Below are 21,233 nucleotides of genomic sequence, written 5' to 3' on the forward strand. Positions count from 1 at the left end.
CGGGGTGTCCGCCGGCCCGGCATGCCGCGCCGTGGCCGTGAATGCGCGAGGGTTGCGGATCGCCGGAACCTCAGCTTCCGGCGACCGTCCGGGCGAATGCCCGGACCAGGGCGTCGTCGAGCTTGCCGCCCATCCCTCTCAGGACGGCCATCGCGGCGGCACTCGTCATCGGCGCGCGATAGGAGCGCCGCTCCACCAGAGCGGCGTAGATGTCGCAGATCGTGGTCAGCCGGACGACGTCGCCGATCGCGTCGCCGGCGAGGCCGTCGGGATAGCCCGAGCCGTCGAGCATCTCGTGATGATGGCGCACCACCGACAGCGTCGCCGTATCGAACCCGCCGGCCGCGACGAGGATCGCGTGGCCGATCGCGGGGTGGGTCCGCATGACGGCCTGCTCCTGCGGGTCGAGGGCGTCCGGCTTGTTCAGGATCGCCAGCGGGATGCGGGCCTTGCCGACGTCGTGGACGAGGGCGGCCCGCACCAGTTGCTGCTGGTCGGCTGCGGAGAAGCCGAGATCGATGCTGAACCGTGCAGCCAAGCCCGCCACCAGCAGGCAGTGCTGGTAGGTGGCGTCGTCGTAGCTGCGCACGGTGTCGAGCCAGTTCGCGAGGCCGCCGGCATCCACCGCCGCGAGAATCGGGCAGAGCCCCTGCTCGACGGCCGCGGCGTCGACCGTGTCGTGGGTACGCGCCGTATCGAGCAGCCGGGTGAGGGCGGTGGCCGCCCGCTCGACGCCGCGGACGATCTTCGCCTCTGCGAGCGAACGGACCGGTTTCAGATGCGCGAGAAAGGCCTCCACCACCGTCGCGGGAGCGGTCTCGACCGGCAGGCTGAGGCTGGCACCGAGGGCGCGCGCCTCGGCGAGGCTGCGTTCGCCCATCCGGCGCGTAAGGCAGATGAACGGCAGGCCCGGACGGCGGACGGTCGCGAGCAGGGTGCGCAGGCCCCAGATCGTGGCCGGTCGGAGCAGGTCGACGTCGGCGACGAGGCCGAGACACCCCGCCTGAGCCTCGCCGGCACGCTCCTCGATCGACAGGACGCGGCACGGGCCGATCTGGTCCAGGGCCTCCGCGAGAACGGCGCTGCGGTCGGGTTGATCGGTGAACAGAACCAACATGCCCGATCGCATGACGCGGCGTTTCCCTCGATTTATCGGCTCTCCGCGCCTGTCCGCACGCGCAAGGAGCGTTTTCGCTCGACCGAGCTGGCCGTACTCCCATGCTAATAAACCCGAAGACGTATGAACGAACCGTCCTGTCCGCTCGGGCGTGTTGCAGCTTTACGCCGCCGGCAAGACACATCGTCGGCCGGGCCGCTTCGGTCGCGCGGCCCGCTCGGGCGAGAGGGGAGCGGGGCCCCGGGGTGGCGTCAGGCGTCGGCGGCGGCCGCGTCGATCAGCCACGCGATCCGGCCGCGGCTCGCGACGCGGGCCGCCGGCAGGTCCTCGCCGGCCCCGAGGCGGCGCAGCGGGTCGCGCTTGCCCGGACCGGCGACGAGGAACAGCACCAGGGCGGAGGACGCGAGCGCCGGATAGGTCAGCGTGATGCGCGGGACCAGCGGCGCCATGCCGGCCTCCGGCACGGGGGCGGCGAGCGCCGTCGTCTCGGCGAGCGCCGGTTGTCCCGGGAACAGCGAGGCGGTGTGGCCGTCCTCGCCGAGCCCGAGCAGCACGCAGTCGAACAGGGGGCGGGCCGGATCGAGGGCGTCGGCGCCGTAGAAGTCCAGCAGCGTGCGCGCATAGGCCTGCGCGCCGGCCTCCGCGCCCGCGTCGGAGGGGATGAAGTGCAGGTGCGTCGCCGGGATCGGCGCGCCGTGGCCGAACGCCTCGCGGACCATGCGCACGTTGCTGCGCGGATCGTCCCAGGGCACGACCCGGTCGTCGCCGAAGAACCAGTGCACGCGCGCCCACGGCACGCGTCCGACATGGTCCGGGCCGGCGAGCAGCGCGTAGAGGCGCTTGGGGGTCGAGCCGCCGGACAGGCAGATCGCGATGCGCTCGGTCCGCACGGCCTCGCAGGCCGCGATCAGGCGCTCGGCGGCGGCGCGGGCCACCGCGTCGGCGTCGGGCAGGATCTCGGCGCCGGCGGGAAGCGCGATCGTCATCTATTTCTTGGGCTCCTGGTGGCCGCCGAAGCCCTTGCGCATCGCCGACAGCATCTTGTCGGCGTAGGACGCGTCCTCGCGCGAGCGGAAGCGGCGGTAGAGCGCGTTCGACAGGACGGTCGCCGGCACCGATTCCTCGATCGCCGCGTTGATCGTCCAGCGCCCCTCGCCGGAATCCTCGACGTAGCCGGAGAAGCCGTCGAGCTTCTCGTCGCCCGCGAGCGCGCTCGCCGTCAGGTCGAGGAGCCACGACGAGACCACGCTGCCGCGCCGCCACACCTCGGCGATGTCGCCGAGGTTGAGCTCGAACCGGCGCTCCGGCGGCAGGTTCTCGCTGTCGGCGTGCTTGAGGATGTCGAAGCCCTCGGCATAGGCCTGCATCAGGCCGTACTCGATGCCGTTGTGGATCATCTTGACGAAGTGGCCGGCCCCGCTCGGGCCGGCATGGATGTAGCCCTGCTCGGCCCGGGGGTCGCGGCCGTCGCGGCCCGGCGTCTTCGGGATGTCGCCGATGCCGGGCGCGAGGGTGGCGAAGATCGGGTCGAGGCGATCGACGGCCGCCGTGTCGCCGCCGATCATCATGCAGTAGCCGCGCTCCAGCCCCCAGACGCCGCCGGAGGTGCCGACATCGACGTAGTGGATGCGCTTCTCCTTGAGTTCGCCGGCGCGGCGCACGTCGTCGCCGTAGAACGAGTTGCCGCCGTCGATGATGACGTCGTCGGCCTGCATCAGATCGCCCAGCGTCTTCACTGCGCCTTCGGTGATCGTGCCGGCCGGCAACATCACCCAGGCGGCGCGCGGCAGGTCGAGCTTCCGGACGAAGTCCTCCAGGCTGTCGGCCCCGACCGCGCCCGCCTCCACCAGCGTCGCCACCGCCTCGGGACTCTGGTCGAACACCACCGCCGTGTGTCCGTCGCGCAGGAGGCGCCGGACGATGTTGCCGCCCATCCGGCCGAGGCCGATCATGCCGAGTTGCATCGCATCCTCCTCCGAAGGCCTCGTCCCGGCGGCTGCGGGCGTCAGGCGACCGACGCCGTCAGCGCCGCCGCGATCCGCTTCAACCCGGCGGCCACGTCGCCGCCCTTGATGTGCACCCGCAGCGCCCGGCGCCCGCGCTCGGCGAGCACCGAGAAATCGCCGCGCGCCTGCGCAGCAACCACCGTGCCGAAGCCGAGCTTGCGCCCGGGGATCGCGAGATCGTGCGCCGGATCGGCGGTGATCTGGAGGAAGACGCCGCTGTCGGGGCCGCCCTTGTAGGCTTGGCCCGTCGAGTGGAGGAAGCGCGGCCCAAATTCCAGGCAGGTCGCCACGTGGCGGGCGTCGCGGACAGTGAGCCGGGCCTGCTGCAGAGTTGCGGCGTTGGCCTCGTTGCGCGGCACGTAGGCCAGCAGCGCGAGGTAGTCGCCGGCCTTCAGCCGGCCGACCTGCGCCCTCAGCGCCGCCTCCAGCCCCTCAGCGGCCCGCGGCAGCGCGGCGGCGTTGCGCGCGTCGGCGTAGAGCGCGATCGTCGCGTCCTCGAACAGCGGCGTCTCGCCGGGCAGCGCGCCGCTCGCCTCGGCGGCCGCAAACAGCGCCTTCGTCTCGATCTTGCTCGCCTCGACGTCGGGCTGGTCGAACGGGTTGATGCCGAGCACGCCGCCCGCCACCGCGGTCGCCATCTCGAAGCGGAAGAACTCCTGCGGCAGCTGCTCCACCGAATCGAGGGTGATGCGCACCACCGGATGGCCCTCGCGCTCCAGGCTGCGCAAGGCCTCGTCCTGGCGCTCATCGGCGTGGCCGTCGAGGCGCAGGTACACGAACAGGCGGTCGTGGCCGTAGACCGCCGGCACGTCGACGGGCTCGCCGTCGATCGGGATCAGGCCCTTGCCCTGCTTGCCGGTGGATTCCGCGATGAGCTGCTCGGCCCAGCCGCCGAAGCTGGCGATCGGCGGCGAGGCGACGATCGTCACCTTGTCGCGCCCGGCCAAGCCGGCGGTGCCCATCGCCGCGCCGAGCAGCACGCCGGGGTTCTCGGAGGGCGGCACGGCCGGGCCGCAGGAGCGGACCATGATCCGCGCCCGCTCCAGGACATCCTTCACGTCGATGCCGATGCAGGCCGCCGGCACCAGCCCGAAGGCCGACAGCACCGAGTAGCGCCCGCCGATCGACGGCACGCCATGGAAGATTTTTTTGAATTTTTGGGATTTTGCCGCCTGCTCCATCGCGGAGCCCGGATCGGTGACGGCCAGGAAGTGCTCACCGGCCTTGTCGCCGACGATCTCCTGCATACGCCCGAAGAAGTAATCGCGGAACACGTTGGGCTCCAGCGTCGAGCCGGACTTCGAGGCGACGATGAACAGCGTGCGCGGCAGGTCGAGCGAGGCTTCCAGCGCCCGCACCGCGTCGGGATGGGTCGAGTCGAGGATGGCGAGCTTCGGGAAGCCGTCCCGCTGCCCGTAGGTCAGGCCGAGCACCTCCGGCCCGAGGCTCGACCCGCCCATGCCGAGCACCACCACGTCGGCAAAGCCCTGGTCCTTCACCCAGGCGGCAAGCGCCGCGTAAGCGTCGGCGTGCTCCAGCTCGTCCTCGACGATGCGCAGCCAGCCGAGCCACCTGTCCTCGTCGGCATTCGACCACACGCTCTTGTCGTGCGCCCAGAGCCGGCGAATGGCGCCGCTCGCGCGCCACGCCTCCACCGTCTTGCCGGTCTCGGCGGCCAGCGCCTCGCCGAGCTTGAGGCTCTGGTGATCGAGGCGGTGGCCGAGCAGCGCCACGCGCTTGCCGGCGACCGCGCCGAGCAGCTTGTCGGCGGCGTCGATGAAGAGCTGCACGCCCTCCTCGACCAGTTGCTTGGCCACCGCGTCGATGTCGATCCCGGCCTTTGCCAGCGCCGCCATCACGGCCTGCGCACCCGCCACGTCCTCCTCGATCGCGTTGCGCACCTCGCCGTGGTCGCGGAACGCGTCCATGGTGGCCGGCGGCATGGTGTTGACGGTGTTGGGGCCGACCAGCTCCTCGACGTAGACCACGTCGCGGTAGGCCTTGTTCTTGGTGCCCGTCGAGGCCCAGAGCAGGCGCTGCGCCTTGGCGCCCTTCTGCGCGAGCGCCGTCCACTTGGCTTCCGAGAACACCGCCTTGTAGCGCTGGTAGGCGAGCTTGGCGTTGGCGATCGCGACCTTGCCCTTGAGCTGCTCCAGGGCGGCCTTGGCATCGGCGTCGTTGGCCTGCGCGATCTTCTCGTCGAGCAGCTTGTCGGCGAGCACGTCGATGCGGCTGATGAAGAAGCTCGCCACGCTCGCGATCCGCGAGACGTCGCCGCCAGCCTCGGCGCGGTCGGCGAGGCCGGCGACGAAGGCGCGGGCGACCTTCTCGTATTCCCCTTGCGAGAACAGCAGGGTGACGTTGATCGAGATGCCCTCGGCGGTCAGTTGGCGGATCGCCGGGATGCCCTCGGGGGTGGCCGGCACCTTCACCATCAGGTTGTCGCGGGCCACCGCCTTGTGCAGGCGCCGGGCCTCCTCAAGAGTCTCCTCGGTGCGGAGAGCTAGGTAGGGCGAGACCTCGAGGCTGACGTAGCCGTCGGCGCCGTCGCTCGCCTCGTAGACGGGGCGCAGCACGTCGGCCGCCGCCTGGATGTCGGCGATGGCGAGCCCCTCGTAGAGGTCGATGACGCGGGCGTCGCCCGCCTCCTGCACCGCCTTCAGGCTGGAATCGTACTCGTCGGAATGCCCGATCGCCTTCTCGAAGATCGACGGGTTCGAGGTGACGCCGCGCAGGCCGTCGTTCTCGACGAGCGCCTTCAGCTCGCCCTTGGCGATGAAGCCGCGGGCGACGAAGTCGAGCCAGACCGCCTGATCCTGTTGCGTGTGCAGGGCCTTGAGCGCGTTCATGTCGATGCCTCGCGAAATCGTCGGTCGTGACCGGTCCTGGGATAACCGCCCGGCGCCGTCGTCCGCTCCGTTCGGAACGGAGGACGGCGTCCGAGACGCTATGTCTTGTGCTTGGTCTTGTGCTTGGCGATCTGGTCGCGGGCGGCCTGGAGCACCTTCTCGGGCGTGAACCCGAACTTCGCCTGGAGGTCCTTGAGCGGCGCCGACGAGCCGAAGGTCGACATGCCGATGATCGCGCCCGATGAGCCGGTATACCGGTCCCAGCCGATCACCGAGCCCTGCTCGACGGCCACCCGCGCCAGCACGTCCGGCGGCAGGACCGCGTTGCGATAGACCTCGTCCTGGCGCTCGAACAGGTCCCAGGACGGCATCGAGACGACGCGGGCCGCGACGCCCTCCGCGGTCAGCGCCTCGTAGGCCTGCATGCAGAGCTGCACCTCCGAGCCCGACCCGATCAGGATCACGTCGGGCGTCGCGTCGCCTCCGGCGAGCACGTAGGCGCCCTTGGCCACGCCCGCCGCGCTCCCGAACTTGGTGCGGTCCACCGTCGGCAGCGGCTGGCGGGACAGCGCCAGCACCGCCGGCTGGTCCTTCAGCGAGAAGATCACCTTGTAGGCCTCCGCCACCTCGTTGGCGTCGGCCGGGCGCAGGGTGACGAGGCCGGGGATGCAGCGCAAGCTCAGCAACTGCTCCACCGGCTGGTGGGTCGGCCCGTCCTCGCCGACGCCGATCGAATCGTGCGTGAAGATGTGGAACACTGGCAGTTCCATCAGCGCAGCGAGCCGCACCGGCGGGCGCATGTAGTCGGCAAACACCAGGAAGGTGGCGCCGTAGGCCCTGAGCCCCGAGAGCCCGAGGCCGTTGACGATCGAGCCCATGGCGTGCTCGCGCACGCCGAAATGGATGTTGCGCCCGCCCGGCTCGAAGGGTCCGAGGGAGCCGGCGCCCGCGAAGGTGAGGTTGCTCTTGTTCGAGGGCGCGAGATCGGCCGAGCCGCCGAGCATGAACGGCACGTGCTGCGCGATGGCGTTCAGCACCTTGCCGGAGGATTCGCGCGTGGCGATGCCCTTGGCGTCGGGCTCGAACACCGGGATGTCCTTGTCCCAGCCATCGGGCAGGCGCCCTTCCAGGAACGCGTCGAGGTCCTCGGCGTGGGCGGCATCGCGCTCACGCGCCGTGTTCAGGAGACCCTGCCACGCGTCGCGCAGGCCCGCGCCGCGCTTGCCGATGCCGTCGGCGAAGTTCCGGTGGACACCGTCCGGCACCAAGAACACCGCGTCCTCCGGCCAGCCGTAGGCGCGCTTGGCGCCCTTGACCTCGTCCTCGCCGAGCGCGTCGGAATGGGCTTTTGACGTGTTCTGCTTCTTGGGCGCGCCGTAGCCGATGACCGAGTTGACGACGATGAGCGTCGGCCGGTCGGCGGACCCGAGGAAGGTCTCCAGCGCATGGGCGATCGCGGCCACGTCGTTGGCGTCGGCCACCCGCAGCACCTGCCAGCCGTAGGCGAGGAAGCGGGCCGCCACCTCCTCGCTGAACGCCAGCTCGGTGTGGCCCTCGATGGTGATGGTGTTGTTGTCGTAGATCCAGCAGAGGTTGGCCAGCCGCAGGTGCCCGGCGATCGAGGCGGCCTCGGAGGCCACGCCCTCCATCAGGTCGCCGTCCGAGCAGATCGCGTAGACGTTGTAGTCGAACAGCGGCAGGCCGGGCCGGTTGAGGCGCGCCCCCAGGAAGCGGGCGCCCATCGCCATGCCGACGGAGTTCGCCACCCCCTGGCCGAGCGGCCCGGTGGTGGTCTCGACGCCGGTGGTGAAGTGGTATTCCGGGTGCCCCGGCGTGCGGCTGTCGAGCTGGCGGAAGCTCTTGATGTCGTCGAGCCGCACGGCCGGTGCGTTGCCGCCGTCGGTCTCCGCCACGTTGGCCAGGTGCAGCAGCGCGTAGAGCAGCATCGAGGCGTGGCCGCAGGAGAGCACGAAGCGGTCGCGGTTCGGCCAGTGCGGGTGCGCCGGGTCGTAGCGGAGATACCGGTTCCACAGGGTGTAGGCGACGGGCGCGAGCGCCATCGGCGCGCCGGCATGGCCGGAATTGGCCTTCTGCACCGCATCGATCGCCAGCGTGCGGATCGTGTCGATGCTCAGCTTGTCGATCTCGGAAAGCGCCGTCTTGGGCGCGCTGTCTGCTCCGCTCATGGTCTTGCCATCTTTCCGGTTGTGGTCAGTGCGGCGCGACGCCCGTCGCGACCGCGCGCGGGTTGCGCGCCCTCGGTGCCAGATGCGCCGGGACCTCGGCATCGTCGGTCCCGCCGCGTCGTTGCGCCGGACCCTCGGCCCGGCTGTAATTGAGGATGGTGTTCACGAGCGCGACGTGGGTGAACGCCTGCGGGAAGTTGCCCACCAGCCGGCGGGCCTTCACGTCGTACTCCTCGGACACCAGCCCGAGGTCGGTGCAGATCCCGATCAGGCGCTCGATGATCGCGCGGGCCTCCTCGCGGCGGCCGAGGCCGATCAGGTTGTCGGCATACCAGAAGGTGCAGGGCAGGAACGCGCCCTCGCCACCGGGCAGCCCGTCGGTCTTGCCCTCGGTATGGTAGCGCAGGACGAAGCCGTCGCGCATCAGGTCGCGCCCGATCGCCGCGACGGTGCCGACCACCCGCGGGTCGTCCTGGGGCAGGAAGCCCATATGGGCGATCAGCAGCAGGCTCGCATCGAGCTGCTTGGCGCCGTAAGACTGCACGAAGCTGCCGAGTTCGGCATCGAACCCCTTCTCGCAGACCTCGGCGTGAATCCGGTCGCGGATCGCGATCCAGCGTCCGACCGGCGCGTCGGGGGCGTCGGGCTGGCCGGTGTGGCTGCGGATCGCCCGGTCGAAGGCGGCCCAGGCCATGACCTTGGAGTGCACGAAGTGCCTGCGGCCGCCGCGCACCTCCCAGATGCCCTCGTCGGGCTCGTGCCAGACCTTCTCCAGGTGGGCGACGATGGCGAGGCCGACGCGCCAGCCGTCCTCGTCGGTCGGCATGCCGCGCACCCGCGCCTGATACAGCGCGTCAAACAGTTCGCCGTAGACGTCGAGCTGGAACTGGGAGACCGCGGCGTTGCCGACCCGGACCGGCCTCGAGCCCTCGTAGCCGGGCAGCCAGTCCAGCTCGATCTCGGGCAGCAACCGCTCGCCGGCCAGCCCGTAGAGGATCTGGGCCTGCTCCGGGTTGCCGGCCACCGCCCGCTGCAGCCAGTCGCGCCACGCGCGGGCCTCGTCGAGGTAGCCGGCATCCATCAGCGCGAGCAGGGTGAAGGTCGAGTCGCGCAGCCAGCAGAAGCGGTAGTCCCAGTTGCGCACGCCGCCGAGTTCCTCCGGCAGCGAGGTGGTGGGCGCGGCCACGATCCCGCCGGTGGGCCGGTAGATCAGCGCCTTGAGCGTCAGCAGCGATCGCTTCAGCATCGCGTCCCAGGGCGTGCCCCCGGCGCAGCGGTCGGACCAGTCGCGCCAGAAACGGTCGGTCTCGGCGAGAACCTTGCGCGGCTCGACCGGGGCCGGGTCGTCCTCGTGGCTGGCGCCGTAGCTCAGGGTGAAGGCGACCGACTCGCCGGCCTCGACCGTGAAGTCCGAGACCGTGGTCTGCCCGGAGCCCGCGAGCGGCGCCCTGGTGCGCAGCACCGCCTTGTGCGGGCCCGAGACCGCACGGAGATCCCCGAGTTCGTTGTGGGTGACCCAGGGCACGGCCGAGCCGTAATCGAACCGCATCGCGAGGTCCATGCGCATCGCGACGCGGCCCTGCACGCCCTCGACGAGGCGGATCAGGTGTGAGCCGTCTCCGGCCGGCATGTAGTCGATCACCCGCACCGCGCCCTCGCGCGTCTCGTGCCGTGTCTCCAGCACGAGGGTGCCGTCGCGGTAGGCCCGGGTGGTCTCGACGTGGGCGGCCGCCGGCGCGAGGCGCCAGAACCCGTGCGCCTCGGTGCCGAGCAGCGCGGCGAACACGGCGGCGGCATCGAAGCGCGGCCAGCACAGCCAGTCCACGCTGCCCTGACGGCTGATCAGGGCGGCGGTGCGGCCGTCGCCGATCAGCGCGTAATCCTCGATGCGTGCCGCCATGAACCGGGTCCGTCACGGCCGGCGGCGAACGCCGTCCGATGCACCGCACCTAGGTCGGCGGACGGCAAGGGTCCAGGGCGCGCACGGAAATCGGACGGACGCACTGCAACATTCGGTGCGGCATCCGGGCGATCCGACGGCGGTTCAGCGCAGCCGGTCGATCAGCACCGAGACCGAGCCACCGAGCGAGGCGGCGCCGGTGCGGACGAAGGCCGCGGCCTCCCCGACGACCCGCGCGGCCGGCGCGAAGGGCAGGGCGAGGTCCGGGAGGCCGTCCCCGGTCCCGGCCTGCGCCTCGACCGCCGCCGGCTGGACGGTCGCGGCGGGGGCGGGCCGACGCGGCGGGCCTTCGGTGCAAGGCTGCCCGGTGCAGGCGCGCCGGAGCTGGGCGGCGGCGATCCGGGCCGCCGGAGGCGGCGGCGCAGCGGCGCGCGCCTCGGGCAAGGCGAGGCGCGGGGGGTACTGCGCGAAGGTGATCGCGGCCGGCGGGCGGGGCGGAGCGGCCTCGGCCGGCGCGGCCGCGTGGAAGGCGCGGGGCTCGACGGAGGCCGCCGGAGCCGGCGCGGCGGGGGCGGGCTCGCGGCACGCCAGCGAGGCGGCGCCGAGCGCGAGCGCGGTCACCAGGGTCGGCAGGAAGGGGAGGGAGAGGCGGCCGGCACCGTGTCCGTCGAGGGCGGCGAAGGGGTCTGGCTTCGGCATCGGACCCTGCGAACCTTCCGACCGTCGCGACACCGTCAGGAGAGACCCGGATTTGCGGCGGAAGCGGGGCCGTTTCCTTTCCGGTCGGTTACCCGAGCGGCGGACGGGAAGCCGGGCTGCGGCAAAACTTCCGATCCGGCGCGGCGGGGCCGGACCACCGAACGGGGGCACGCCGCTTGCGTCGCCCGAGCCGCCGCCGGCGCCGGTCGCGGCCGATCCCGAACAGACGCCCCGCCGGGCCGCGATGACCGAATCCAGCCTCACCGTCGCCGTGATCGATCCGAGCCGGGCGCGGGCCGCGATCCTGGAGGAGGGCCTGCGCGCCGCCGGCATCGGCCGCGTGGTGGTGATGGCCGACACCGCCGACCTGATGGAGCGGGTCGCCGCGCTCGCCCCCGACGTGGTGGTGATCCACCTGGAGAGCCCGAGCCGGGACATCTTGGAGCAGATGTCGGGCGTCGGCCGCCAGGCCGAGCGGCCGGTGGCGATGTTCGTCGACCGCTCCGACGCCACGATGATGCAGGCGGCGGTCGATGCCGGCATCTCCGCCTACGTCGTCGACGGCCTGCGGCCGGAGCGGATCAAGCCGATCCTCGACATCGCGATCCTGCGGTTCAACGCCTTCTCCCGGCTCCAGCGCGAGCTGTCCGAGGCGCGCGGCGAACTCGCCGACCGCAAGCTGATCGAGCGCGCCAAAGGCATCCTCATGAGCATGAAGGGCCTGTCCGAGGACGAGGCCTACAAGCAGCTCCGCAAGAAGGCGATGAACGAGAAGCGCAAGATCGCCGACATCGCCCGCGCGATCGTCACCGCCGCCGACCTGCTCGGGTGAGGGGGTCGCGATGAGGCTTCATCTGGGCTACGTGCCGCTGTGCGACGCCGCCCCGGTGATCGCGGCCCACGAGATGGGCTTCGCCCGCGCCGAGGGCCTCGAGCTCGACCTCGCCGCCGAGCCGTCCTGGGCGACGCTGCGCGATCGGCTGGCGCTCGGCTACCTCGACGCCGCCCACATCCTGGCGCCGCTGGCCCTGGCCAGCGCGTTGGCGCTCTCCGGCCCTCCCTCCGACCTGATCGTGCCGCTCTCGCTCAGCCTCAACGGCAACGCGATCACGCTCTCCAACCCGCTCTGGGCCGCGATGGCGCCCGAGAGCGAGGACCTGGCGGACGTCGCCCGCGCCTTCGGCCGGGTCGCGCGGGAGCGCAGGGCCGCGGGCCGGCCGCTGACGCTCGGCACCGTGCATCCGTTCTCCTGCCACACCTACCAGCTCCGGCTCTTCGCCGAGGCCGGCGGCCTCGACCCGGCGGCCTTCCGGCTCGTCGTGGTGCCGCCGCAGCACAGCGTCGAGACCCTGTCCCGCGGCATCGTCGACGGGTTCTGCGCCGGCGCGCCGTGGAACGCGGTCGCGGTCGCGGCCGGGCTCGGGCGCATCGCGGCGCTCGGCTGCGAGGTGGCGCCGGACGCCCCGGAGAAGGTGCTGGCCGTGTCGCCGCGGCTCGACGGGGCGATCCTGCCCCTGGTGCGCGCCGTGGCGAGCGCCGGGCGCTGGTGCGCCGACCCCGCCAACCGGACCGAGCTCGTCCACCGCCTCGCGCGGCGGCCCTACCTCAACCTCGATGCCGGCCTGATCGCCCGGGCCCTGGACGGGACGATCACCCTCGACGAATCCGGGCGGCAGCGCGCCGCGCGCGACTACCTGCGCCTCGACGCGGCGGCCCAGGAACCGCGGGCGGACCATCTCCGCTGGCTGATGGCGCAGATGCGGGCGGCCGGGCAGGTGCCGGACGGCGACGACCTCGCGGCGGCCGCGGAGGCGGTCTACCGGCGGGACCTCTACGCGGCGGCCGGGCTCACCTCCGGCTGAGGCGTCCGGTGCGAGCCGGTCCGGGCGGAAACCCGGACGCAGGCGGGCCGCACGTCCTGGCTCCAAGGCACGATCCTGGCACCGAGGCACGGAACGCGGAGGCCGCGACGCCGTTATCCGTCCGCCATGCCCGGTTGCCGCAAGCTCGACGCCTCCTCGCCCCGTCCCGCCTCGCGCGGACGCGTGGACCTCTCGGCCTATGTCCGCCATCGGGGGCGCCCGCCGCGGGCGGTCAACGACAACCGGCGCGCCGCGCGCCCGCGCGCATGGCGCTGGGCCCTGCTGATCGGCACCGTGCCCGTCATCGGCCTGATGGCCGCACTCTCGACGCTTCTTTAGCGCGCCTTCGTCCGAGGCAGGGACCGGACCCATCCGTCTCCGCGACCCGCACCGTCGATGACGGTGCGCCGCCGGAGATCGGGCCCGTGGCTCTGCCTGATCGGACCCCAGAAGCCTCTTCTTTGTGCACCGCATTCCCGGCGCGAGGCGTGAGCTTGGCCGGACGCGCCGGCCCGATCCGCAGGTGGCGGCCACACCTTGGAACCGGTTCGGCGAACTGGCACGGAACCTGCTCCGATCCCCCGCCCCGTCAACGAGGACGGGCAGCACCGTCAGCGAAGCCGCTGAACCGGTTTCTCGCGCAGACGGCAACGTCGGGCGGCGAGCGGCCGGCGGCGGCTTTTTCGTTGCGCACGCGCATGACAGCCAAGGACGAGACCTTTCCAACGATGCCGACACCGGAACCGCATCAGGCGCCCGCCGCGGGGCTCTCGCGCGAGAGGCTCGTCGTGGTCGGCAACGGCATGGCGTCGCTGCGCTTCCTCGAACGCCTGACGGAAGGCTCGCCCGGCCGCTACGACGTGACCGTCGTCGGCGCCGAGCCGGTGGCGGCCTACAACCGGGTGCTGCTGTCGTCGCTCCTCGGCGGCGAGGTCGACGAGGCGGCCTGCGCCTTCCGCGGCCTCGACTGGTACGAGAGCCACGGCATCCGCCTGATCACCGGCGCGCCCGCGACGCAGGTCGATCGCGAGAACGCACTGGTCGTCGTCGGAGAGACCCACGTGCTGCCCTTCGACAAGCTGGTCCTCGCCGTCGGCTCCCTGCCGATCCGGCTGCCGAAGCCCGGCATGGATCTCCCCGGCATCATCACGTTTCGGGATCTGGCCGACGTCGCCGCGATCCGCAAGGCCGCGGTGCAGCACGCGCGCGCCATCGTCATCGGCGGCGGCCTGCTCGGGCTGGAGGCCGCCGTGGGGCTGGCCCGGCTCGGCGTCGACACCACGCTGCTCCACGTCAACGACCGGCTGATGGAGCGCCAGCTCGACCATCCCGCGGCCGGCCTCGTGCGCCGGGCGATGGAGGCGCGGGGCGTCAAGGTGCTGCTCAAGGCCGACACCGACCGCGTCGAGGGCGACGGCCGGGTCGAGCGCCTGGTCCTCGCCGACGGCACCGTGCTGCCGGCCGACCTCGTGGTGATGTCGGTGGGCGTGCGTCCGAACCTCGCGCTGGCTCAAGGAGCGGGGATCGAGACGGCCCGGGGCATCAAGGTCGACGACCGGATGACCACGTCGGACCCGCGCATCTTCGCGCTCGGCGAATGCGCCGAGCACCGCGGCATGGTCTACGGCCTCGTCGAGCCGGCCTACGAGCACGCCGAGACCCTGAGCCGCCACCTCTCCGGCCACGCGGCCGAATATCGCGGCACCGCGCTGTCCACGAGCCTCAAGGTCTCGGGCCTGCCGGTGTTCTCGGCGGGCGTCGTCGACACGCCGGACACCGCCGAGGCGATCGTGATGAGCGATCCGGGTGCGGGCCTCTACCGCAAGCTGCTGATCGAGCAGGGCCGGCTGATCGGCGCGGTCTTCGTCGGCGACATTGCCGAGCAGGGCTGGTGCAAGAGCCTGATCCGCACCGGCGAGCCGGTCTCCGACCACCTCGACGACCTGATGTTCGGGCGCCCTGCTGCCCAACCTCCCACCCAACCCCTCGCAGCGTGAAGGCGGCAGACCATGGCTGAAGACTTCAACGCCGAGCAGACGCGCTACCTCGAAGGCTTCGCCTCGGGGATCGCTGCGGCCCGCCTCACCGGGGGCCTGGCCGCCGGCAACCTCGCCCCTCCGGCCGAACCCACGGGGCCGGACGCGATCCACATCAAGGCGCAGGACCGCACGGTCAAGGCGGGCGGCAAGCTCTGCGAGCAGGAGAAGTGGAAGCGGGCGGAGAACCCGTTCGACGGCCACAACCGGCTGAAGGTCGAGGCCGCCACCGGCAAGGCCCCGAAGCCCGAGGACAACTTCCGCTGGCGCTACCACGGCCTGTTCTGGGTCGCGCCGAACCAGACCTCGTTCATGGCGCGCCTGCGCATCCCCAACGGCATCCTGCACCATTGGCAGTTTTCCGCCATCGCGGATCTCGCCGACGCGCACGGCGGCGGCTACGTCCACGTCACCACGCGGGCGAACCTCCAGGTCCGCCACATCGCGCCCGAGCACGCCCAGCCCTTCCTCGACGGGCTGGTCGACATCGGGCTCACCGCGCGGGGCGCGGGCGCCGACAACATCCGCAACGTCACCGGCTCGCCCACCGCCGGCATCGACGCCCAGGAACTCCTCGACACGCGCCCGCTCGCAAAATCCTGGAACAACTGGATCATCAACGACCACTCGCTCTACGGCCTGCCGCGCAAGTTCAACGTCGCCTTCGACGGCGGCGGCATCGTCGCGGTGCTGGAGGAGACCAACGACATCGGCTTCCAGGCGGTCGAGGTGCTCGAAGGCGCGAGCGTGGCGCCGGGCGTGTGGATGCGCCTCGTGCTCGGCGGCATCTCCGGCCATCGCGATCTCGCCCGCGACACCGGCATCGTGCTGAAGCCCGAGGATTGCAACCGGGTCGCCGACGCGATCATCCGGGTGTTCATCGAGCACGGCGACCGCACCAACCGCAACAAGGCGCGGATGAAGTACGTCCTTGACGCCTGGGGCTTCGACAAATACCTCGCCGCCGTGGAGGAGAAGCTGGGCTACAAGCTCGCCCGCGTCGATCCTGCCCACGTCGCGCCGCGCAGGGCCACGGACCGGTTCGCCCATGTCGGCGTGCATGCGCAGGTCCAGCCCGGCCTCAACTGGATCGGCGTGATCCTGCCGGTGGGCAAGATCATGAGCGACCAGGTGCGGGAGCTCGCCACCATCGCCCGCGAGTGCGGCGACGGGCAGATCCGCATGACGGTGTGGCAGAACTTCCTGTTCTCCGGCGTGCCCGACGCCAGGGTCGCCGAGGTCGAGGCGCGGGTGCTGGCGCTCGGGCTGACCACCAAGGCCGCCGGCATCCGCTCGGGGCTGGTCGCCTGCACCGGCAGCAACGGCTGCAAGTTCGCCGCCTCCGACACCAAGGGTCACGCGATGATCATCGCCGACCACGTCGAGGCCACGCTCCCCGAGCTCGACGTGCCGGTGAACGTGCATCTCACCGGCTGCCATCACAGTTGCGCCCAGCACTACATCGGCGACATCGGCCTGATCGGCGCCAAGGTCGTGGTCTCGGAGGAGGGCGACACCGTCGAGGGCTACGACATCGTGGTCGGCGGCGGGTTCGCCGAGAACCCGAAGATCGGCACCGAGATCTGGAGCGCGATCAAGGCCGAGGACGCACCCTCCCGCGTCGAGGCGCTGCTGCGCACCTACCTCGCCCGCCGGACCGGCCCCGACGAGAGCTTCCAGGACTTCACCGCGCGCACCGGGCCGGAAGCCCTGCGCGACCTTGCCGAAGAACAGCCAGCCCTCAAGGCCGCCGCATGAGCGAGCACGTCTCCCCCCCTCTCGTCCTCATCCCCGAGAGCGCCCCGTTCTCGGCCGACCAGCGCTCGTGGCTGTCGGGCTACTTCGCGGCGCTCCTCGGCCCCGCCGTCGAGGGCGCGACCGCGCTCGCCCCCGGCGAGATACCCGGCGGCGGCCAAAAGCTCGCCGACAACGACGACGCGCCCTGGCACGACCCGTCGCTGCCGATCACCGAGCGCATGGAGATGGCGAAAGCCCGGCCCGAACCGCACCAACTCATGGCGGCGATGGCGCAGCAGGATTGCGGCCAGTGCGGCTACAACTGCGCCGACTACGCCAACGCCATCTTCCTCAAGAGCGAGGCGCGCCTCAACCTCTGCCAGCCCGGCGGCAAGGACACGCTCCGGATGCTGAAGAAGCTCGACGAGGCGTTCGGCGGCGGAGCCGCGCCGGCGGCCGCCGACGGGGAGGCGGCCGCCGACAAGCCGGCCGATCTCGGTCCGCTCGGCTTCTGCCGCGAAAATCCCGTCGAGGCGACCTTCCTGTCCCGCCGCCGCCTCAACGATCCGGGCGGCGAGAAGGAGACGTGGCACGTCGAGTTCGACCTGACGGACACGCCGATCGACTACGTGGTCGGCGACAGCCTCGGGCTGTTCCCGGCCAACGCGCCGGCTCTGGCCGACGCGGTGATCGCCGAACTCGGCGCGCGCCCCGAGCGCATGATCGGGGCCAAGACGCTCCGCGACCGGCTGCTCACCGATTATTCGCTCGGCGCCGCGCCCGACGGGCTCTACCAGCTCCTGTCGCTCCTCACCTCGGGCGAGGCACGCAGGAAGGCCAAGGCGCTCTCGGCCGGCGAGGACCCGGACGGCGACGCCGCCTATCTCGACGTGCTCGGCGCGCTGCACAAGTTCCCCAAGGCGCGGCCCGACGCCGAGGTCTTCCTGGAAGCCCTGGACGAGCTTCAGCCGCGGCTCTACTCGATCTCGTCCTCGCCGAAGGCCGATCCCGGCCGGGTCTCGCTCACCGTCGACGCGGTGCGCTACAACCACCGCTCGCGCCTGCGCCTCGGCGTCGCCTCGACGCATCTCGGCGAGCGCATGCCGGAGCGGACCAAGGTCAGGATCTACCTCCAGAAGGCGCACGGCTTCGCGCTGCCCGAGGATCTCTCGACCGACGTGATCATGTGCGGCCCCGGCACCGGCATCGCGCCGTTCCGCGCGTTCCTGCGCGAGCGCGCGGCGACGCGGGCGCCGGGGCGCAACTGGCTGTTCTACGGCCACCAGCACCAAGCCTCGGACTTCTTCTACAAGGACGAACTGGAGGCCCTGCGCGACGACAAGGTGCTGACCCGCCTGTCGCTGGCGTGGTCGCGGGACGGCACCGAGAAGACCTACGTCCAGGACCGCATGCGCGAGAACGGCGCGGATCTCTGGAAGTGGCTGGAGGAGGGCGCCCACTTCTACGTCTGCGGCGACGCCAAGCGCATGGCCAAGGACGTGGAGCGGGCGATCATCGACGTGGCGGCCCAGCACGGCGCCAAGTCGCCGGACGAGGCGGTGGCATATTTCGCGGCCCTGAAGAAGGCAGGGCGCTACCAGGCCGACGTTTACTGAAGTGCCGCCTTCCCTCCCCCCTCTGCGGGGGAGGGCTCGGCCGAGGCCGGCCCGACTTTTGCTGCCCCGGCCCGCGGAGGCACCGATAAGAAATCCGAGGACCGAGCCATGAGCGTGCACGTGCCGCAGCCGTCGCAGGCGGTTCGGACCACCTGCCCCTATTGCGGGGTCGGGTGCGGCGTGCTCGCGACGCCGGACGGCGAGGGCGGCGCGGCCATCGCGGGCGACGCCGAGCACCCGGCCAATTTCGGCCGGCTGTGCTCGAAGGGCTCGGCGCTCGGCGAGACCCTCGGCCTGGAGGACCGCCTGCTGCATCCGCAGGTCGACGGCGCGCGGGTGTCGTGGGAATCGGCGCTCGGCACCGTCGCCGGCGCCTTCCGCCGCACCGCCGAGCGGCACGGGCCGGAGGCGATCGCCTTCTACCTCTCCGGCCAGTTGCTGACCGAGGATTACTACGTCGCCAACAAGCTCGCCAAGGGCTTCATCGGCACGCCGCACGTCGACACCAACTCGCGGCTGTGCATGTCCTCGGCGGTGGCCGCGCACCGGCGCGCCTTCGGCTCCGACACGGTGCCGGGCTGCTACGCGGATCTCGACGAGGCCGACGTCATCGTGCTGGTCGGCTCGAACACCGCGTGGTGCCACCCGATCCTGTTCCGCCGCATGGTCGACGCGCGGGTCGGCCGCGGCACCAAGCTCGTGGTGATCGATCCCCGCCGGACGGAGACCGCGCAGGAGGCCGACCTGTTCCTCGGCCTCAGGGCCGGCAGCGACACCGCGCTGTTCTCGGGACTGTTCGTCCACCTCGACCGCGCCGGCGCGTGCGACGCGCGCTTCGTGACCGACCACACCGCCGGCTTCGACGCGGCGCTGGACCGGGCGCGCTCCATCGCGCCGGACATCGCCGCGACCGCGGCCGCCACCGGCCTCTCCGAATCCGACGTCGCCGCCTTCTTCGACCTGTTCACGGGCACGACGCGCGTCGTCACCGCGTTCTCGCAAGGGGTGAATCAGTCGGCGCAGGGCACCGACAAGGGCAACGCGATCATCAACTGCCACCTCGCCACCGGCCGCATCGGGCAGCCCGGCATGGGCCCGTTCTCGCTCACCGGCCAGCCCAACGCGATGGGCGGGCGCGAGGTCGGCGGTTTGGCCAACATGCTCGCCGCCCACATGCACTTTTCCCCCGAGGAGGTCGACAAGGTCCGCCGGTTCTGGAACGCTCCGAACCTGATCACCGGCGAGGGCATGAAGGCCGTGGCCCTGTTCGATGCGATCGCGCAGGGCAGGATCAAGGCGCTGTGGGTGATGGGGACCAACCCGCTGGTGTCGATGCCGCGGGCCGACCACGTCAAGGAGGCTCTGAAGGGCCTCGACCTGCTCGTCGTCTCCGAGGTGATGGCCGATTCCGACACGGCGCGGGCCAGGGCCAAGAAGACCGTGCTGCTGCCGGCGCAGGGCTGGGGCGAGAAGGACGGCACGGTCACGAATTCCGAGCGCCGGATCACCCGCCAGCGCAAGTTCCTCAAGGCGCCGGGCGAGGCACGGCCGGACTGGGCGGTGCTGTCCGATGTCGGCCGGCGCCTCGGCCACGGCGCCGCCTTCGGCTTCACCTCGGCGGCCGCCGTGTTCCGCGAGCATGCCGGCCTCTCCGGCTTCGAGAACGACGGGACCCGCGACTTCGACATCGGCGGCCTCAGCGACATCAGCGACGCGGCCTACGACGGGACTCTGCCGGTGCAGTGGCCGATCCCGAAGCGCGGCGGCCCGAAGGCGCGCCTGTTTTCCGACGGCCGGTTCTTCACCTTCGACAAGCGCGCCCGCTTCGTCGCGGTGCAGGCGCCGGCGCTGGCGCAGGCGACCACCGCGGCGATGCCGTTCGTGCTCAACACCGGCCGGGTGCGCGACCACTGGCACACGATGACGCGCACGGGGAAGAGCCAGCGGCTTTCGGCCCACCGGCCGGTGCCCTTCGTCCAGGTCCACCCGCGGGACGCGGACAGGGCCGGCCTCGTCGCGGGCGGCATCGCCCGGGTCTCGACCGCCCACGGCGCGGCCGAGCTCGAGGTGATCGTCACCGAGGCGGTCGCGCCCGGCACCCTGTTCATGCCGATGCACTGGAGCGACGCCAACGCCTCGCAGGCCCGCGTCGGCGCGCTGGTGCGCGGCGTGCCCGACCCGCTCTCGGGCCAGCCGGAGCTCAAGGCGACGCCGGCCGCGATCGCGCCCGTCGCCTACCGCGCCCGCGGCTTCCTGCTGAGCCGCGAGCCGGTCGCCGGCCCCGCCGGCTGGTGGTGGGCGCGAGCCACCATCACCGGCGGCTCCGGCCTCCAGTTCGCCACGCAGGACGGGTCCCGCGAGGCGGCCCTGCTGATGCGCGGCCTGTTCCAGGGCCTCGAACTCGCCGAGTACGCCGACCACGCCCGCGGGCGCTACCGTTGCGCGGCCTACGACGGCGAGCGGCTCGTCGCCTGCCTCGCCTTCGCGCCGGCGGACGGCCGACCGGACTGGGAAGCCGCCAAGGCGCTGTTTGCGAGCCCGGCGCCGGACGCGGCCGAGCGCCGCGCCCTGCTCTCGGGCCGCGCCGCCACGGCGGGTGCCGGGCCCGTGGTCTGCGCCTGCCACGGGGTCGGGCTCGACGTCATCACCGCGACGATCGCGGGGGGCGCCGGCTCCGTCGAGGCGGTGGGCGCCGCCTGCAAGGCCGGCACGAATTGCGGCTCGTGCATCCCCGAGATCCGCAAGCTGTTGCCCGAGGCGCTTGCGCGCAGTGCGGCGTAGCCTCACCTTCGGGTAGACCCGACCCATGAACACGCCGACCCGCATGAGCACGCCCCGCCAGCCGCGCGAGACCCGCGCCGGCCTCGAACCCCTCGCGGTCCTCCCCGTCTTCGTCCCGCTGCAGGGCAAGCGCGCCGTGCTCGCCGGCTCCAACGGCGGCGCGCCGTGGAAGGTGAAGCTGCTCGCCGCCGCCGGCGCCCACGTCGACGTCTACGCCCCCGACCCGAGCGAGGAGCTGCGCGGGGTCCCCGCCGAGATCGTCGCCGGCAGCGTCACGCTGCACGCGCGCGCCTGGACGCAGGACGACCTCTGGGGCGCCGCCTTCTGCATCGGCGCGATGGAGGACGAGGCCGAGTGCGTCGCCTTCGTCGCCTGCGCCCGCGGCACCGGCGCCATCGTCAACGCGGTGGACCGGCCGCACCTCTGCGACGTGAAGTTCGGCGC

15 protein-coding genes are annotated in these 21,233 nt (G+C 72.0%); 8 read left to right on the plus strand and 7 right to left on the minus strand.

The features are described from left to right. Positions 1-70: 70 nt before the first annotated feature. The 7 genes from ACFE86_RS05195 to ACFE86_RS05225 form a co-directional block, all read right to left on the minus strand. Entirely contained in the window at positions 71-1,117 is a 1,047-nt protein-coding gene (locus ACFE86_RS05195) for an HD-GYP domain-containing protein (RefSeq protein ID WP_375454257.1), read from the minus strand. Positions 1,118-1,368: 251 nt separating this feature from the next. Continuing rightward, positions 1,369-2,103, minus strand: a complete 735-nt coding sequence (gene pgl / locus ACFE86_RS05200) for a 6-phosphogluconolactonase (protein ID WP_375454258.1) — start codon at positions 2,101-2,103, stop codon at positions 1,369-1,371. Further along, positions 2,104-3,081: a phosphogluconate dehydrogenase (NAD(+)-dependent, decarboxylating) gene (gene gnd / locus ACFE86_RS05205; RefSeq protein ID WP_375454259.1), complete on the minus strand. Its 978-nt coding sequence runs from the start codon at positions 3,079-3,081 to the stop codon at positions 2,104-2,106. 41 nt (positions 3,082-3,122) lie between these two features. Then, positions 3,123-5,972: a bifunctional transaldolase/phosoglucose isomerase gene (locus tag ACFE86_RS05210; RefSeq protein WP_375454260.1), complete on the minus strand. Its 2,850-nt coding sequence runs from the start codon at positions 5,970-5,972 to the stop codon at positions 3,123-3,125. Positions 5,973-6,070: 98 nt separating this feature from the next. Next, positions 6,071-8,158 (minus strand): transketolase, encoded by a 2,088-nt coding sequence (gene tkt / locus ACFE86_RS05215; protein ID WP_375454261.1) that lies wholly within the window; start codon positions 8,156-8,158, stop codon positions 6,071-6,073. Between the two features lie 25 nt (positions 8,159-8,183). Continuing rightward, a complete protein-coding gene (locus tag ACFE86_RS05220; RefSeq protein WP_375454262.1) occupies positions 8,184-10,058 on the minus strand; it encodes a glycoside hydrolase family 15 protein in 1,875 nt (624 codons plus the stop codon). 144 nt (positions 10,059-10,202) lie between these two features. Further along, positions 10,203-10,757, minus strand: a complete 555-nt coding sequence (locus ACFE86_RS05225) for a hypothetical protein (protein ID WP_375454263.1) — start codon at positions 10,755-10,757, stop codon at positions 10,203-10,205. 244 nt (positions 10,758-11,001) lie between these two features. Between ACFE86_RS05225 and ACFE86_RS05230 the strand changes: the two genes are divergently transcribed. The 8 genes from ACFE86_RS05230 to ACFE86_RS05265 all read left to right on the plus strand — a co-directional run. Beyond that, positions 11,002-11,589 (plus strand): ANTAR domain-containing response regulator, encoded by a 588-nt coding sequence (locus ACFE86_RS05230; protein WP_375454264.1) that lies wholly within the window; start codon positions 11,002-11,004, stop codon positions 11,587-11,589. Between the two features lie 10 nt (positions 11,590-11,599). Continuing rightward, positions 11,600-12,619: a CmpA/NrtA family ABC transporter substrate-binding protein gene (locus ACFE86_RS05235; protein WP_375454265.1), complete on the plus strand. Its 1,020-nt coding sequence runs from the start codon at positions 11,600-11,602 to the stop codon at positions 12,617-12,619. A gap of 126 nt (positions 12,620-12,745) precedes the next feature. After that, a complete protein-coding gene (locus tag ACFE86_RS05240) occupies positions 12,746-12,958 on the plus strand; it encodes a hypothetical protein (protein WP_375454266.1) in 213 nt (70 codons plus the stop codon). A 389-nt stretch (positions 12,959-13,347) separates the two neighbouring features. After that, the gene (locus tag ACFE86_RS05245) at positions 13,348-14,616 is read left to right on the plus strand and encodes an NAD(P)/FAD-dependent oxidoreductase (RefSeq protein WP_375454267.1); all 1,269 of its coding nucleotides are present in this window, start codon (positions 13,348-13,350) and stop codon (positions 14,614-14,616) included. A 12-nt stretch (positions 14,617-14,628) separates the two neighbouring features. Next, entirely contained in the window at positions 14,629-16,413 is a 1,785-nt protein-coding gene (locus ACFE86_RS05250; protein ID WP_375454268.1) for a NirA family protein, read from the plus strand. Then, positions 16,410-18,008 carry a sulfite reductase subunit alpha gene (locus ACFE86_RS05255; protein WP_375454269.1) on the plus strand — a complete coding sequence of 533 codons (1,599 nt, stop codon included), beginning with the start codon at positions 16,410-16,412 and terminating at the stop codon, positions 18,006-18,008. Before ACFE86_RS05250 ends, ACFE86_RS05255 begins: the two co-directional genes overlap by 4 nt. Positions 18,009-18,116: 108 nt before the next feature. Next, the gene (locus ACFE86_RS05260) at positions 18,117-20,789 is read left to right on the plus strand and encodes a molybdopterin-dependent oxidoreductase (protein ID WP_375454270.1); all 2,673 of its coding nucleotides are present in this window, start codon (positions 18,117-18,119) and stop codon (positions 20,787-20,789) included. Positions 20,790-20,832: 43 nt separating this feature from the next. Then, the coding region (locus ACFE86_RS05265; protein ID WP_375454272.1) for a bifunctional precorrin-2 dehydrogenase/sirohydrochlorin ferrochelatase at positions 20,833-21,233 on the plus strand (401 nt) is incomplete at its 3' end.

Source organism: uncultured Methylobacterium sp., from assembly GCF_964244095.1.
GTDB lineage: Bacteria > Pseudomonadota > Alphaproteobacteria > Rhizobiales > Beijerinckiaceae > Methylobacterium.

Bases quoted from the DNA above. Each gene is read 5' to 3' on its own strand.
- tkt (WP_375454261.1), bottom strand. From the start codon at position 8,158: ATGAGCGGAGCAGACAGCGCGCCCAAGACGGCGCTTTCCGAGATCGAC.
- pgl (WP_375454258.1), bottom strand. From the start codon at position 2,103: ATGACGATCGCGCTTCCCGCCGGCGCCGAGATCCTGCCCGACGCCGAC.
- ACFE86_RS05240 (WP_375454266.1), top strand. From the start codon at position 12,746: ATGCCCGGTTGCCGCAAGCTCGACGCCTCCTCGCCCCGTCCCGCCTCG.
- ACFE86_RS05195 (WP_375454257.1), bottom strand. From the start codon at position 1,117: ATGTTGGTTCTGTTCACCGATCAACCCGACCGCAGCGCCGTTCTCGCG.
- ACFE86_RS05250 (WP_375454268.1), top strand. From the start codon at position 14,629: ATGGCTGAAGACTTCAACGCCGAGCAGACGCGCTACCTCGAAGGCTTC.
- ACFE86_RS05235 (WP_375454265.1), top strand. From the start codon at position 11,600: ATGAGGCTTCATCTGGGCTACGTGCCGCTGTGCGACGCCGCCCCGGTG.
- ACFE86_RS05255 (WP_375454269.1), top strand. From the start codon at position 16,410: ATGAGCGAGCACGTCTCCCCCCCTCTCGTCCTCATCCCCGAGAGCGCC.
- ACFE86_RS05220 (WP_375454262.1), bottom strand. From the start codon at position 10,058: ATGGCGGCACGCATCGAGGATTACGCGCTGATCGGCGACGGCCGCACC.
- ACFE86_RS05225 (WP_375454263.1), bottom strand. From the start codon at position 10,757: ATGCCGAAGCCAGACCCCTTCGCCGCCCTCGACGGACACGGTGCCGGC.
- gnd (WP_375454259.1), bottom strand. From the start codon at position 3,081: ATGCAACTCGGCATGATCGGCCTCGGCCGGATGGGCGGCAACATCGTC.
- ACFE86_RS05230 (WP_375454264.1), top strand. From the start codon at position 11,002: ATGACCGAATCCAGCCTCACCGTCGCCGTGATCGATCCGAGCCGGGCG.
- ACFE86_RS05245 (WP_375454267.1), top strand. From the start codon at position 13,348: ATGCCGACACCGGAACCGCATCAGGCGCCCGCCGCGGGGCTCTCGCGC.
- ACFE86_RS05260 (WP_375454270.1), top strand. From the start codon at position 18,117: ATGAGCGTGCACGTGCCGCAGCCGTCGCAGGCGGTTCGGACCACCTGC.
- ACFE86_RS05210 (WP_375454260.1), bottom strand. From the start codon at position 5,972: ATGAACGCGCTCAAGGCCCTGCACACGCAACAGGATCAGGCGGTCTGG.